This is a genomic window from Flavobacterium sp., from assembly GCF_017744675.1.
Lineage (GTDB): Bacteria > Bacteroidota > Bacteroidia > Flavobacteriales > Flavobacteriaceae > Flavobacterium.
On sequence record NZ_JAGIAV010000001.1, the window covers coordinates 925,220 to 938,861 of the forward strand.

Sequence of the window (13,642 nt, forward strand, 5' to 3'; positions counted from 1 at the left end):
GCTGTCTAATTTAAGAATTTTAAAAAAGCGCAGATTACAAGTCTAATTTCAATCCGAAATTGTAACGTGGCTGGTAATATTCAGCTTGTTTGGTATGCGCGGCAACTCCTTGATAGTAACGTAACGGTTGGTTGGTTAAGTTATTAGCTTCTGCAAAAAAGCGCAATTTTGGAGTGATTTTGTAAGACGCATTTGCATCTAAGAAAAATTGCTTGTCGTAGTAACTGTCTTTGTAAGATTCAGAACCTAATTCATCTAAATAATCAGAAGTAAAGTTGGTTGAGATTCTCGCAGAGAAACGTTTGTTTTCCCAAGATAAAGATCCGTTAAACATGTGCGGAGTTGTTCCAGGAAGGCTAATGTCGTTTCTTTCGTTTCCGTCTTCATCGGCAATTCCTTTTGCTTTAGATTGCGTATAAGTATAGTTTAAGTAGATGGCAAAACCTTTTAAGAATTTGCCAGGCAAGAAATCTAACTGGCGTTGAAAAGCAACTTCAAATCCGTAAACGTCTACATTTTCTCCATTTCTTGACTGTAGAAACGACCAGTTTTCTCCTGCAGGAATTGGGTTTGTCTGATTAGGGAAATCTGCAGCAAATTTCGCATCAGTATATTGATTGTCGCTGTAGTTGTAAATGAAATCATTTAATCTTTTGTAGAAAACACCTCCAGAAATTAAACCAACAGATTTGAAATAATTCTCTGCCATAAAATCGTAATTGTATGAATAAGTAGCTTTAAGATCTGGATTACCAGCCGTAATTTCTTTATCGGCCGCAATATTGTTTACATAGGGAGCCAATGCGTAATAGTTTGGTCTTGCCAAAGCTGTTGTCGCAGCAGCTCTTAAAACTAAATTTTTTGTTGCATTGTATTGTAATGAGATGCTTGGCAGTAAATTAGTGTAAGAGTTGGTGTTGTTGATTTTGCTCTCTAATTCTTCCTCGTCTAATACGCGATTTCCTGTATAATCGATATGCGTATTTTCTAAACGGAAACCTAAAACCATAGAAAGTTTATCGTTAAAATCTTGATCCCATCTTACATAAGCGGCATAAATGCTTTCTTTTGCGTTGTAATTAACCGCTAAATATTCTGCTGGATCTGCTTTTTTATCAAATAAAGTTGGGTTGTTTAGATCTAAACCTCCTAAATAGGCTGCAGAAGCAAAAGTTCCTGGCACATATTTACTTCCTGGATTAAAATCTTTTCCATCAAAATAAGATGTTGGAACTTGAGATAATAATCCCATATCATCAGTAAGGGGCTCATAAGAATAGAAATTATTGTTTCTTTCTTTTTCTTTCAAACGAAGTCTAAGCCCCGTTCTTAATCTTCCTTTTTCGCCTGCAATAACAGAGAATGGGAAACGGATGTTTACTTTTGCACCAAATTCGCTTTCGCTTGTTTCATCTGTGTTTTCAGTTACAGAATTAAATTTAAATTTGTCAACAGACTCGCCAACAGTAGTGATTAAAGGGAATCTGATATCTGATAAATCTTCGAACATTTCTAAACCTTTCTGACGGTATTCGATATATCGCTCTCCCGGACGGTATTCTCTGGCTTTTGCATAGTTTGCAGACCAGTCTAAATCTAAAGTAGAGTTGAGTAAATGCTCTCCGCGAATAGAATAATTTTGAACTCTCTGGTCTTCTAATCTTCTGTTTTTGTTTCTGCTATTGTCTAAACCACCTTTTGTCTGGCGTTTTACACGACCTTCAAAACCAACAATTTCTTCACCATTATAAAGAGGCTCAATATCATCGTAAGTGGTTCTGAAACGGTTTTCTCGATCGTCTCTCCAGTTGTAGATCGCATTTGCAAAAATAGTATTATTGTCGTTGAATTTATAATCTAAAGCAACAGAGGCACTACGGCGAATGCGTTGCACGTCATATTTTCTAATTTCAGAAGCTTGTACGTATTCATTTCCAAATTCATCTTTAACCCATTCGTTTTCGACGTTATCAGAACCGTAATCTACATTGTTGTACGATCCGCTAAAAACTACTCCAAGTTTATCATTCGCAAAACGGTTACCATAAACCAAACCAGCAGTGTAAGAAGCGTGGTCACGAATTGGCAAATATCCTCCTGCAAGTGTGGCAGAAATCCTTTCTCCGTTTGGAGTTGCTCTTGTAATTAAGTTTACAGAACCTCCAATCGCATCAGCATCCATATCTGATGTCAACGTTTTGTTTACTTCGATTGTAGAAATCATATCAGACGGAATTAAGTCCATTTGCACGTTTCTATTGTCTCCTTCAGCAGATGGAATACGGTCGCCATTTAAAGTTACAGAGTTTAAAGACGGCGCCAAACCTCTAATAATGATATTACGAGCTTCCCCTTGGTCATTTTGCATAGTTATACCAGGAACACGTTTTAAAGCATCTCCCACGTTAGCATCTGGAAAACGCCCCATTTGATCTGAAGAAATTACGTTTCCGATATTTTTATTGTTTTTTTGTTGGTTGAGTGCTTTTGCCTGACCTTTTAAGATGTCTCCAACAATCACTTCTTTCAATTCGTTTTCAGAAGCTTTAAGAGCAAAGTCGATTACATTATTTTTTCCTTGCTCTACTTTTATTTCTTGCGTTAAAGTAGCGTATCCAATATATTTTACTTCAACTTGGTACGTTCCTTCGTTGATATTTAATAATTCAAAACGACCGTTGTAGTCAGAAACGGTGTATTTTTTCTCGCCTACAATTTGAACCATAGCTCCAGGAAGTGGCAGTTTGTCGTCGGCGTCTAATACCTTTCCAGATATTATCGCTTTCTGGGCAAAACCTGTAAAGGCGAATAAAAAGAATGCTGTTAATAGATAGAAATTTTTCATTGTGTGTGTTTAGTTTTATTTTCGGTTGCGAAACTAAAGCCCTTATATTACTAGAGCCTTGAAAAAAAATTAAAATAGTGTTATGATTGCCTATTGAAATTTGAAATCTATTAATGTTTAAATAACACTTAAGCGGACAAATAATTGATTTACAATTAAAAAGAAAAAGGATAATTTGACCGTATTTGAAAATTTGGCGTTAAATTTGCCGTATCAATCAATCAAAAATCATCAATCATGTTAAAACAATTTTTTATCTTATGTTCAGGTGTCGACCGAGACATTCTGAAAGACTGCTCAGAAGGCGAACAAACCAAATATGTAGGTATTGGAGCCACCGTATTTTTTACAGCAGTTATGGCCTTTTTGGCTAGTGCTTATGCACTTTTTACCGTTTTCGATTCTATTTATCCCGCTTTGATTTTCGGATTTGTTTGGAGTTTACTGATCTTTAATCTGGACCGATTTATCGTTTCAACCATTAAAAAAAGAGACCGTTTTCTGGACGAATTTCTTCAAGCAACGCCTCGTATTGCTTTAGCGATTATTATTGCTATTGTAATTTCTAAACCTTTGGAAATTAAAATTTTCGAAAAAGAAATCAATACGGTTTTATTGAAAGAGAAAAACGAAATGGAGTTGGCTAATAAAAAACAAATTGGCACTTATTTTAAAACAGATTTAGATAAAAATAAAGCGGAGATTGCAGCGCTAAAAGCCGATATTGTAAGGAAAGAGAAAGAAGTGAACGATCTGTATTCTGTTTATATTACTGAAGCCGAAGGAACTGCTGGAACCAAGAAATTAGGAAAAGGTCCGGTTTATAAAGAGAAGCGAGAAAAACACGATGCAGCGTTAAAAGAATTTGCAACTCTTAAAACGACAAACGAAGCTAAAATCGCCGAAAAAGAAAAAGCTGGAAAACAACTCCAAGCCGATTTAGATAAGAAAGTTTCGCAAACACAGCCCATCATTGAAGGTTTTGACGGATTAATGGCGCGTATTAATGCATTGAATAAACTGCCTTGGCTACCATCATTTTTCATAATGCTGTTATTCTTGGCAATTGAAACTTCTCCAATTATTGCCAAATTATTAGCGCCAAAAGGAGAGTTTGATTTCAAACAAGAAGAAGCCGAAACTGCCATGAAAGCAACTTTGGCTCAAAACAAATACCAACGCGATTTATTAGTGAAAACCAGCGCCGAAATGCACGATAAAGTGTACGCTGATATCGCAGAAGACAAAGGATTATTTGACCTTCAGCGAAAGAATGCAAAAGAATTGCTGGAATTACAATCGCATAAATTTGTAGAGAAACAAAAGGCTACATTGTAAGTTCAAAGTTGCTAAGCTTCTAAGTGCAAAGTTAGAAGTCTCAATAAAGACTTAAAAAGAGAAGCCAGAAATAGAACTTCTATTTCTGGCTTTTTTTATTTTAGACAAAGTCAATAATCTTTGTACTTTGTACTCAGAACTTTGTACTCAGAACTTTGTACTTTAGAAATTACATGTAGCCCAATATCTCTTTTTTATAAGCGTCATATTCTCCTTGCATGATTAAACCATTATCAAGAAGTTTTTTGTAATTCTGTAGTTTATCAAAAAGTTCTTCTTTAGATAAATCACTTAATTTACGCTCTCCAGCAGGCTGAGTCGGAAGCGGTTCAAAAGTTTCTGTAACAGCAGGAGCAGCTGGTAAAATTTCAGCAAAGCTTGTTACTTCTTCTGTTTCTACTTCTTCAACTTCATCTTCGTCTTCAAAAACAGGCTCTTCGGCTTGAATAGTTTCTTGAATCGGAGCTGCAGCAGAAACTGGATTTTTCAATAAATCCATTTGCTCTTTAGCATACGTATAAATTTTTCTAGCTTGAATTTTCGGAATATAATCAATAGAAACCGCTAAATCTGTTTTTGTTCCAAATGAAAATTCAGAACCTAAAATATTTTCTTTTACAAAAGTGCTTGCAATATCATCCCAAGTATAATCTGTAAAATCCATAGAAAGACCTAAATTTTTAGGCTTGCAGATAATGATACGTTTGTTTGTTAATACAATACTATCTGGAAAAACAGTAATTGCAGGCTTTTTTTGCACTGCGATATATCCAACTTCTTCGCCTTTCATTAATAAATCGGTAAGTTTCGAAGTGATTTTTTCAATCGCTTTTGGATCTTGTTCTTCGTTTAGAAATTTTTTAAATTGTTCTTTCATTTTTTTAAGTTGCTAAGTTACTGAGCTTCTAAGTTGCTGAGTTTTTTACAGACGCTACAAATGTAATGCCTAATTTTCTAATTAGATAATTTCATTTTGAATTTTCTTTGTCAAACTTTTGAAAACCAAGTCGTACGAATGATCTATGAGTTCTTTAACAAATTTATCAGGCAGATTTCCGTTTAAAGCTACGGTGTTCCAATGCACTTTACTCATGTGAAAACCTGGTTGTATCTCGTCATATTCTGCTCTGAGTTCTTGCGCGTGGTCTGGATCACATTTTAAATTAACCGATTGTTCGTTTTTTTCCCATTGAGAAAGAGAAGACAAAGCAAACATTTTTCCGCCCACTTTAAAGACCAAAGTATCTTCATCAAAAGGAAAATGTTCACTGGCACCTTTTTTAGAAAGACAATATTCGTAAAACGTTTCTAAATTCATACTTGTTTATTTACCAATTTCACCTAAATGCGTGTATTTAAAACCTTTTTCATATTTAAGGCCATAACCAAAAATACGATCCATTGCAGAATGTGAAAATAAAATAATTCCCGCTAACTGCACAATTTCAATGCTTAAATAACAGCCAACGCCATAAATTAAAAGTGCAATGCCTTTGTGATGAAAGACATTATAGAGAAATGCTCCGGCTTTGTTGCCAAAAACATAACCAATCATCGATAAATCGGGAACTAAAATTAAAGCTAGGAACCACCACCATTGATAATTTAAACGGTTGAATAAAAAAATGCCGAGAATGAATAGAGCGGCTTCTTCGAGTTGTAAGACTGTTTTCATTTGACTATTTTTTCCATCATCTTTTCAGGATGATTGAGTTTAGTAAATCCGAATTTCTCGTATAAAAAGTGAGCGTCTGTTGTTGCCAATCGCCAGATTTTGACTTCCTGCAATTGCGGTTCTTTCATCATGGCTTCGATTAAAATAGAAGAATACCCTTTTCCGCGATGTTCTTCAGTAATAAAAACGTCCATTAAGTAGGCGAAAACCACATAATCGGTTATCACACGTGCAAAGCCAACTTGTTTGTCATCTAAATAAATTCCAAAACAAACCGAAGCATCTATTGTGCGCTGCACTTCTTCTATTGTTCGTCCCGCAGCCCAATAAATGTCTTTTAAAAAGTTTTGTATAAACGGAACGTCGAGTTTTGTTTTATCAGTAGATACTTCTATCATTAGAGTTTAGTTTTTTAGCCACAAATTGCACAAATTTTCACTAATTTCTTTTTAATCTGTGGCAAAAAATAATTCGTGCGAATTCGTGTAATTAGTGGCAACTAATAAATTTTATATAATATTGGTTTCGATGGACTTGCGTCATTTTCAAACGAAGTGATTTGAAGGTTTAGTATGTAATTTCCATCTTCAATTTCGTCTGAGACATAAATCATCTCCGTAATTGTGGCTTTTAATCTCGCATCTTGATTTAGATTTACAGTGTCTTTTACATTCCAAAAAGCTTTGTGAGCCAATAATTTTCCCTCGTCATGTTCTTTGTCAACACTTGGTAAATCGATTAATAAATGGTGAATTTCGCTTTCGCGGATGAAAATTGCAGCATCTTCAGCCAAATATGGCGGATTCGTATTGGAATATTTTCTTGATTTTTTATCCAGTTCATTTGGAAGCGTTCTGATGATTAAAGCTTCTGTTTTTTCAGTAAGTAAGTTTACAATTTGATCTTTGGTAATAACGAAATCGTCATCAATTTTTTCGGGTTCAATTGTAATCAATTTAGCAGTAAAGAAAAACTGTTTCAGCGATTGATTAATGCTGTAAAAATCATTGGTAATATGTCCTAAACATTCCGTATGCGTACCATGTCCGTGCGGGTTAAAGAAAATATTATTGAAATTTGTAGATGATTTTCCCTCAGAAACTTTTCCAATCCAATCGCCAAAAACAACAGGTTCGATCGAAGGTTTTTCGATATACCAAGCAATCGGATTTTCGTCTGTATTGGTTAATGGAATCGAGATATCAATGGGTTTTGATAGGTCTATTTCGAAGTTGTTGATTTTTGCTAACACAAGTTTGGGTTTTGTGCCACAAAGACGCTAAGTCACAAAGATTAACTGATTTGAGCCTTTGTGCCTTCGTGGCTAATTTTTATTCATCCAAATTTAGATAAAATAAATCTGAAGCAATTCCATCCGTTAAAAATTTTCCTTTTAGAGTTGGTTTTAGAATGTTGTTTTCAACTGAAAGCAGATCATCATTTAAAAACTTTTGAGAATGTTTTTTTAGATAATTTAGATATTCCAAACCAAATTCCTTTTCGATTCTTTCTAGAGAAACGCCCCAAATCGTTCGTAATCCTGTCATGATATATTCATTATAACGATCAGAAATAGTCAAGATTTCCGTTTCAATTGGAAGTTCGTTGTTTTGAATTGCTTTTATATAAAGTGAATTATTCGCAATATTCCATCCTCTTTTTTCGCCATCATAACTATGTGCTGAAGGACCAATTCCGATATACTTTTTACCCAGCCAATAGGCCGAATTGTTTTTGGAAAAATAATTCTCTTTTCCAAAATTTGATAATTCGTAATGAATAAAACCGTTGTTTTGAAGCATTTCGACCAAAATCATAAAATGATTTGAAGCCACTTCATCCTGAGGTGCGGCAATTTTTCCAGTTTGAATTAATTTGCTTAAAGCGGTTTTTGGTTCTACTGTCAAAGCATAACTCGAAATATGCGGAATGCCAAAATCTAAAGCCGTATGAATATTCTGTCTCCACATTTCGTCGCTCATTCCTGGAATTCCGTAAATCAAGTCCAACGAAATATTGTCGAAGTATTTAGTCGCTTCTTCCAGGCATTTTTTGGCTTCCGCCGAATTATGAGCGCGGTTCATCATCTTCAAATCGTCTTCATAAAAAGATTGAATTCCGATGCTTAAACGGTTTATTGGACTTTTAGACAATTCTAAAATTCGCTCTGTAGACAAATCATCTGGATTGGCTTCCAACGTAATTTCCGGATTTTCAACAACTTTATAGTTTTTGTAGACTTCTGAAATTAGGAAGTTAATTTCTTCGTTACTTAAAACCGAAGGTGTTCCTCCGCCAAAATATATCGTTTCAATGATATTGTCATCCTGAGCGGAGTCGAAGGGTTTACGCATACCGATTTCTTTAGCCAAAGCCAAAACCATATCGTCTTTTTTTTTCATCGAAGTCGAAAAATGAAAGTCGCAGTAATGACAAGCTTGTTTGCAAAATGGGATATGGATGTAGATGCCGCTCATTTCTTAATTAGATAATGTGTCAATTTGATAATTAGATAATTTTATAGACAACGAATAGAATTATCTCATTATCTAATTTTCTAATTGCCTCATTTTTTAACTCGATCTTCGTTTTGTTTCACAAAAGCATCCCAACCCGAATAGCTCTTTCCTGCAACAACTTTTCCAGAATTGAAATGATGGCAAACTGCTGCTGCCAACCCGTCTGTTGAATCGAGATTTTTGGGTAATTCTTTTAAGCCTAAAAGCTGTTGCAGCATTTTAGCAACTTGCTCTTTGCTGGCATTTCCGTTTCCGGTAATGGCCATTTTGATCTTTTTAGGTTCGTATTCTGTAATCGGAATTCCTCTTGAAAGTCCTGCAGCCATCGCAACTCCTTGCGCACGGCCTAATTTCAGCATCGACTGAACGTTTTTGCCAAAGAAAGGCGCTTCAATTGCAATTTCGTCAGGACAATGTGTTTCGATAAGTTCGATGGTTCTTTCGAAGATGATTCTTAGTTTTTGGTAATGATTATCGTATTTGGAAAGTTGCAATTCGTTCAATTGCAAAAACTCCATTTTTTTATTGGTTACTTTAATCAATCCGAAACCCATAATCGTGGTTCCGGGGTCAATACCTAATATGATGCGTTCTTGTGTCAAGAGTTTTTTGTTTCAAGTTTAAGGTTTGCTTCGCCAGTTCGGCTAAAGCCTCGGGTCAAGTTTAGAAAATTGACTCATTTTCTAATTGGCACATTTTCATTGCCACATTCTCAAATTCAATTACTTTTGCGGCATGACTTCAATTCCACACAAAGCTAAGCAATTCCTAGTTCTTCTAGCCAAACTTTTGATTGTTGGTGGCGCATTTTATTTTATTTACAATCAGCTGGCTAACAACGATAAGTTAGATTGGCAGAAGTTTATTGTTTTATTCAAGAAAAACCAGTCGGTTTTGGGTATTGGATTTATTTTGCTTTTGAGCGTTTTGAATCGTTATTTTGAGATTTTGAAATGGCAGAATCTGGCGCAAGTCATTCATAAAATATCGGTTTATGAATCTACAAAACAGGTTTTGGCCGCTTTAACAGCTGGAATTTTTACGCCAAATGGAGTAGGAGAGTACGCAGGAAAAGCGTTGTATTATCCAAAATCTGAAGCCAAAAGAGTTGTTTTCTTAAACTTAATCTGCAACGGAATCCAAATGATTTTAACGATCATTTTTGGAATTTTCGGCTTGTTGTATTTCAACGCACAATTCAACGTAATTACAACCCAAACAGTCTTAATCCTTTTCGGCGGATTTGTATTGATTCTAATTATACTATTTTCAATTAAAAAGATCAAAGTAAAAGGATATTCGATTGAGAAACTGATTCATAAAATCAATGAAATTCCGAAATCGGTTCATCAGAAAAACATCTTTTTAGGAATCTGCCGTTATTTGGTTTTTTCGCATCAATATTATTTTTTGTTTTTAGCTTTTGATGTCGATTTGCCTTATTTAACTTTAATGGCGGCCATCACTTCGGTTTACTTTTTGGCGTCATCATTGCCAACTTTTCAATTTTTGGACTTTGCAGTAAAAGGAAGTGTAGCGATTTATTTCTTCGGAATTCTGAAAGTAAACGAATGGATCGTAGTTTTTATTAGCACTTTAATGTGGTTTTTAAATGTCGTTCTTCCAGTAGTTTTAGGAAGTTATTTTGTACTGAATTTTAAAACTAAAACTGTAAAATGATTTCCGGTTTATTCGCAATATTAGCCATTTATGTCGTTAGCATTGCGTTACTGATTTATGGTTTTTTCAAAGTTAGAAGATATCAAAAAACGGATTTGGAACCCAAAACTAGCTTTACGATTATAGTTCCGTTTCGAAACGAAAAAGAAAATCTGCCGATACTTTTAGAGGGTTTTTCGAATTTAAATTACCCGACAGATTTATTTAAAGTAATTCTTGTAGACGATAATTCAGACGAGAAATTTCACATTTCACATTTCACATTTGACGTCTTACAAATTGACAATATTCGGGCATCCAAATCTCCTAAAAAAGATGCTATTACAACTGCAATGCAACATGTAAAAACCGATTGGGTCATTACAACCGATGCCGATTGCATTGTTCCAGAAAACTGGCTTTTGACGTTTGCTAATTACATTCAAGAGAATAAAGTTTCTATGCTTGCAGGTGCTGTATCATACAAATGCGGAAATTCTTTTCTTGATCATTTTCAGCAATTGGATTTAACGAGTTTGCAGGGCGCGACGATTGGAAGTTTTGGTTTGAATAAAGGTTTTATGTGTAACGGAGCCAATTTTGCTTATACAAAATCATTGTTTGAAAGCTTAAATGGCTTTGAAGGAAATGATAAAATTGCCAGTGGAGATGATGTTTTTTTAGTCCAGAAAGCAATTGAAAAATTCCCAAACAAAGTTCATTATTTAAAAGCTGATGACGCCATTGTAACCGCAAAACCAACCGAAAACTGGAAAGCATTGTTTCATCAAAGAGTGCGTTGGGCGGCGAAAACAAGTTCGTATAAAAGCACTTTTGGAAAGTTTTTAGGACTAATAGTTTTCTTCGGAAATCTGAGTTTTGTAATTGGATTTTTCTTGCTTCTTTTCGGAATTTGGCCATATCCAATTTTTGTGATTTTTGCTTTTTCTAAGTTTACAATTGACTTTTTTTTGCTTTCAGTCACCAATCAATTTTTGACGAAAACGAGAATTAAAAGTCTTTTGCTGAGCAGTTTGTTTTATCCGTTTTTTAGTTCAGCGGTGGCAGTGTACAGTTTGTTCGGTTCTTATGAATGGAAAGATCGCCAATTTAGAAAATAAATTAAAACCATTATAAGTTATATAAGGAATTTAAGTTGCAAATCTCTTTTGTTTCTCAGTTAATTTAAATGAACTTATATGACTTATATGGTAAAAAAACTATTCTTTTGCTTTTATAATAACAGGCAGAATGAACTGTGTTTTTACTGGAATTCCGCGTTTTATGGCAGGATTTACTTTCGGGAAATCAACAAGACGCACATGAAGTATACTGTCAATTTTTATGGTGTCGTACGCAACAGAATCTTTCGGGAACTGTGGTTCAAACTTCATAGTCGAGTTAGGAAAAACAGTTACTTTTACTTCGATTGTATCTAATTCCGGGTATAAAATCGACAAAGTGTCAACATTCAATTTTTCTTGAACAAGGCTAGACATCACCTCAAAAAAGCATTGCTGGCGAAGTTTTTTGTCGGCAATTTTATCGCAATCTGGAACAGAAGGATATTCATCAACTTCTTTCCAATTAATTGATTTTAATTCTTTCTGAAGTAACTCTTTTTCAGACGGAACCTGCTTCTCAAAATATTGACAAGAATGAAAAGTCACGCATATAAAAAGAAGAAAAAACTGCCTCAAGGTTTTTGATATTGGATAAATGAACAAATTTAAAATATAAAAATACGATTATTTTTTTTGAGAAGCTTTGTATTCTAGATAATCTTCATAGTTTTCTGAAAGCCAATTTTCTTTATTTTTTTCAGCAATTTCCTTTTGATTTGGATATAATTTGGCCAGTCGATCTGAAAAAGCAGCAATTTGAACCGTATAATTATAGAATTCTGTTTTGGTTAACACTATATCAGGATTATTTTTCTTGCTGAAGAAATCAAAAAAAAGAGCATCAAATTCTTTCATAGAAAAATTTAATACCTTTTTCTTATTACTTTTATAAAGGCTGTCTTGCAATATCCTGTCGTCGGTTGAAAGTTTTTTTGGTTGTGCATAAGAACCTTCAAAAACTGAAAAAAACAGTAATGCAAAAATTATTTTGATAAGTATACGCATTGGAATTAATTAAAAATGTAAGTGCAAATTTACAAAAACAACATGGATTTATTTTTATTATTATTAGGTTTTATATGTATGATTGTTGGTGTTTTCGGAAGTTTTATTCCTATTCTTCCCGGATTGTCCAGTTCTTGGGTGGGATTGCTTTTGCTGTACCTTACCAAAGCAGTCGAAAATAATTATTGGGTTTTGGGAATTACTTTTGTGCTCATGGTCATCATTACCATATTAGATTATATTATTCCGTCAAAAGGAACAAAAAAATTCGGAGGAAGCTCTTACGGAGTCTGGGGAACTAACATTGGGTTGATTGTTGGGATTCTTGCTCCAATTCCGTTTGGAATCATAATTGGACCTTTTTTAGGAGCTTTAATCGGCGAATTAATGTTTCGATTCTCAAAATCATAAAAGAGCCTTAAAAGCAGCTACTGGATCGCTATTAGGCTTTCTTGCATCGAGCTTTGTTAACTTTGTGGTTGCAGTCGTGTATTTGGGAATATTTTTAAATATTGTGTGGGAATATCGTAATATTTTATTTTAATTCTGTAACATTTTAAGCTTTTTAACGTTGCTTAAAATTAATTATCAAACTTTTCTTAAGCTTTTTTTCTTTTTTGTTTGACTACTAAAGGGTTGTGTTTACTAGTGTTGCAGAGTTTTTAGTGTTAATGGCTGGTTATTAAGACTGTAAATTTTTAACTTAATTTTTGGAAATGTTAAAATATTTTATATTTTTATCACGATAAACGATAAAAAGCCTCACTTTATCGTTTATTTTAAATCAGTATAAATAATCATTTTTTAAGTTATGAGTATGACCCCAAACCTACAAATTGAACTTAGACGCTTTATTTCTTCTAATGTTGTCTCCAAGTTAAACAAGTTTTATTTTGAAAATGATGCACTTTTAATAAAGGGAATAGACGTCTCGATCGGCACAATTTTGATGGGACTCTACAACAAAGCCGAAGAATCTGATTTTTACTCTGAAATTGTTTCATTGATCCAAGAAGATTCTACTTTTTACCAAGAAGTAGATTTTAATGCCGGCAGAATTTTATCAGTTGACGACTGTTACCGTTTAGAAGGAAATGTGTTACTGAAAGAATTATTCTCCAACAAAAAAGGCAGGATTTCAGAAATGGTTTCTAACGAAGTTGGTATTAAAAGCGAAACAGCCAGAGAAATACTTAACTTTTCAGCATTACTTGTAATGTCTTACTTACGGTACAATCTCCAATTAATAGAAAGTTTAAAGCTCCTTTTAGAAGATCAAAAAAGAGATATTTTAAACAGCATTCCTCCTGGAATTAAAATCATCCTAGGTTTTTCAAATTTCGAAACAGTAGAAGACAAAAACCAATCTATCGGAAGATCTATTTTTACCCTTTTCGGACATAATTTCTTTAGTTTTTAAAAATAAAAAATCCCATTTTCTATAAGAAAACAGGATTCATTTAGGATTTCAATTTGA

The 13,642-nt window shown here is 34.0% G+C and carries 14 protein-coding genes and 1 pseudogene; 5 read left to right on the plus strand and 10 right to left on the minus strand.

What is annotated here, in order from left to right; translation table 11 throughout:
* Positions 1-34 precede the first annotated feature (34 nt).
* A complete protein-coding gene (locus J7574_RS04075; RefSeq protein ID WP_290964557.1) occupies positions 35-2,845 on the minus strand; it encodes a TonB-dependent receptor in 2,811 nt (936 codons plus the stop codon).
* Positions 2,846-3,082: 237 nt separating this feature from the next.
* Between J7574_RS04075 and J7574_RS04080 the strand changes: the two genes are divergently transcribed.
* Positions 3,083-4,183, plus strand: a complete 1,101-nt coding sequence (locus J7574_RS04080) for a DUF4407 domain-containing protein (protein ID WP_290964560.1) — start codon at positions 3,083-3,085, stop codon at positions 4,181-4,183.
* A 169-nt stretch (positions 4,184-4,352) separates the two neighbouring features.
* Here the strand turns inward: J7574_RS04080 and J7574_RS04085 are convergent, their stop codons facing one another.
* From J7574_RS04085 to ruvC, 7 genes are all read right to left on the minus strand, one after another.
* On the minus strand, positions 4,353-5,060 hold the full coding sequence (locus tag J7574_RS04085; RefSeq protein WP_290964563.1) for a PH domain-containing protein: 708 nt from the start codon (positions 5,058-5,060) through the stop codon (positions 4,353-4,355).
* A gap of 81 nt (positions 5,061-5,141) precedes the next feature.
* Complete coding sequence (locus J7574_RS04090) at positions 5,142-5,501, minus strand: MmcQ/YjbR family DNA-binding protein (protein WP_290964565.1); 360 nt, start codon at positions 5,499-5,501, stop codon at positions 5,142-5,144.
* A gap of 6 nt (positions 5,502-5,507) precedes the next feature.
* On the minus strand, positions 5,508-5,858 hold the full coding sequence (locus tag J7574_RS04095; protein WP_290964567.1) for a DUF4260 domain-containing protein: 351 nt from the start codon (positions 5,856-5,858) through the stop codon (positions 5,508-5,510).
* Positions 5,855-6,256, minus strand: a complete 402-nt coding sequence (locus J7574_RS04100) for a GNAT family N-acetyltransferase (protein WP_290964570.1) — start codon at positions 6,254-6,256, stop codon at positions 5,855-5,857. The genes J7574_RS04095 and J7574_RS04100 overlap by 4 nt, the downstream gene beginning before the upstream one ends.
* A gap of 101 nt (positions 6,257-6,357) precedes the next feature.
* The gene (locus tag J7574_RS04105) at positions 6,358-7,110 is read right to left on the minus strand and encodes a cyclase family protein (protein ID WP_290964573.1); all 753 of its coding nucleotides are present in this window, start codon (positions 7,108-7,110) and stop codon (positions 6,358-6,360) included.
* Positions 7,111-7,189: 79 nt separating this feature from the next.
* Positions 7,190-8,335: a radical SAM family heme chaperone HemW gene (gene hemW / locus J7574_RS04110; protein WP_290964575.1), complete on the minus strand. Its 1,146-nt coding sequence runs from the start codon at positions 8,333-8,335 to the stop codon at positions 7,190-7,192.
* An 89-nt stretch (positions 8,336-8,424) separates the two neighbouring features.
* A complete protein-coding gene (ruvC, locus tag J7574_RS04115; protein ID WP_125723175.1) occupies positions 8,425-8,979 on the minus strand; it encodes a crossover junction endodeoxyribonuclease RuvC in 555 nt (184 codons plus the stop codon).
* Between the two features lie 133 nt (positions 8,980-9,112).
* On the opposite strand from ruvC, the gene J7574_RS04120 reads away from it, so the two are divergent.
* Both J7574_RS04120 and J7574_RS04125 read left to right on the plus strand, forming a co-directional pair.
* Positions 9,113-10,057 (plus strand): lysylphosphatidylglycerol synthase domain-containing protein, encoded by a 945-nt coding sequence (locus tag J7574_RS04120; protein WP_290964582.1) that lies wholly within the window; start codon positions 9,113-9,115, stop codon positions 10,055-10,057.
* A complete protein-coding gene (locus J7574_RS04125; protein WP_290964584.1) occupies positions 10,054-11,157 on the plus strand; it encodes a glycosyltransferase in 1,104 nt (367 codons plus the stop codon). The genes J7574_RS04120 and J7574_RS04125 overlap by 4 nt, the downstream gene beginning before the upstream one ends.
* 99 nt (positions 11,158-11,256) lie before the next feature.
* Here J7574_RS04125 and J7574_RS04130 read toward each other — a convergent pair whose 3' ends face one another.
* Both J7574_RS04130 and J7574_RS04135 read right to left on the minus strand, forming a co-directional pair.
* Positions 11,257-11,736: a hypothetical protein gene (locus J7574_RS04130; RefSeq protein WP_290964587.1), complete on the minus strand. Its 480-nt coding sequence runs from the start codon at positions 11,734-11,736 to the stop codon at positions 11,257-11,259.
* A gap of 48 nt (positions 11,737-11,784) precedes the next feature.
* Positions 11,785-12,165 carry a hypothetical protein gene (locus J7574_RS04135; protein ID WP_290964589.1) on the minus strand — a complete coding sequence of 127 codons (381 nt, stop codon included), beginning with the start codon at positions 12,163-12,165 and terminating at the stop codon, positions 11,785-11,787.
* Between the two features lie 42 nt (positions 12,166-12,207).
* Here J7574_RS04135 and J7574_RS04140 point away from each other — a divergent pair.
* A pseudogene (locus J7574_RS04140) lies at positions 12,208-12,709 on the plus strand (DUF456 domain-containing protein).
* A 273-nt stretch (positions 12,710-12,982) separates the two neighbouring features.
* On the plus strand, positions 12,983-13,585 hold the full coding sequence (locus J7574_RS04145) for a DUF937 domain-containing protein (RefSeq protein ID WP_290964591.1): 603 nt from the start codon (positions 12,983-12,985) through the stop codon (positions 13,583-13,585).
* Positions 13,586-13,642: the final 57 nt, after the last annotated feature.

Coding starts and splice junctions, on each gene's coding strand:
- J7574_RS04080 (WP_290964560.1), top strand. CDS start 3,083: ATGTTAAAACAATTTTTTATCTTATGTTCAGGTGTCGACCGAGACATT.
- J7574_RS04120 (WP_290964582.1), top strand. CDS start 9,113: ATGACTTCAATTCCACACAAAGCTAAGCAATTCCTAGTTCTTCTAGCC.
- J7574_RS04145 (WP_290964591.1), top strand. CDS start 12,983: ATGACCCCAAACCTACAAATTGAACTTAGACGCTTTATTTCTTCTAAT.
- J7574_RS04125 (WP_290964584.1), top strand. CDS start 10,054: ATGATTTCCGGTTTATTCGCAATATTAGCCATTTATGTCGTTAGCATT.
- hemW (WP_290964575.1), bottom strand. CDS start 8,335: ATGAGCGGCATCTACATCCATATCCCATTTTGCAAACAAGCTTGTCAT.
- J7574_RS04135 (WP_290964589.1), bottom strand. CDS start 12,165: ATGCGTATACTTATCAAAATAATTTTTGCATTACTGTTTTTTTCAGTT.
- J7574_RS04100 (WP_290964570.1), bottom strand. CDS start 6,256: ATGATAGAAGTATCTACTGATAAAACAAAACTCGACGTTCCGTTTATA.
- J7574_RS04085 (WP_290964563.1), bottom strand. CDS start 5,060: ATGAAAGAACAATTTAAAAAATTTCTAAACGAAGAACAAGATCCAAAA.
- J7574_RS04095 (WP_290964567.1), bottom strand. CDS start 5,858: ATGAAAACAGTCTTACAACTCGAAGAAGCCGCTCTATTCATTCTCGGC.
- J7574_RS04090 (WP_290964565.1), bottom strand. CDS start 5,501: ATGAATTTAGAAACGTTTTACGAATATTGTCTTTCTAAAAAAGGTGCC.
- J7574_RS04075 (WP_290964557.1), bottom strand. CDS start 2,845: ATGAAAAATTTCTATCTATTAACAGCATTCTTTTTATTCGCCTTTACA.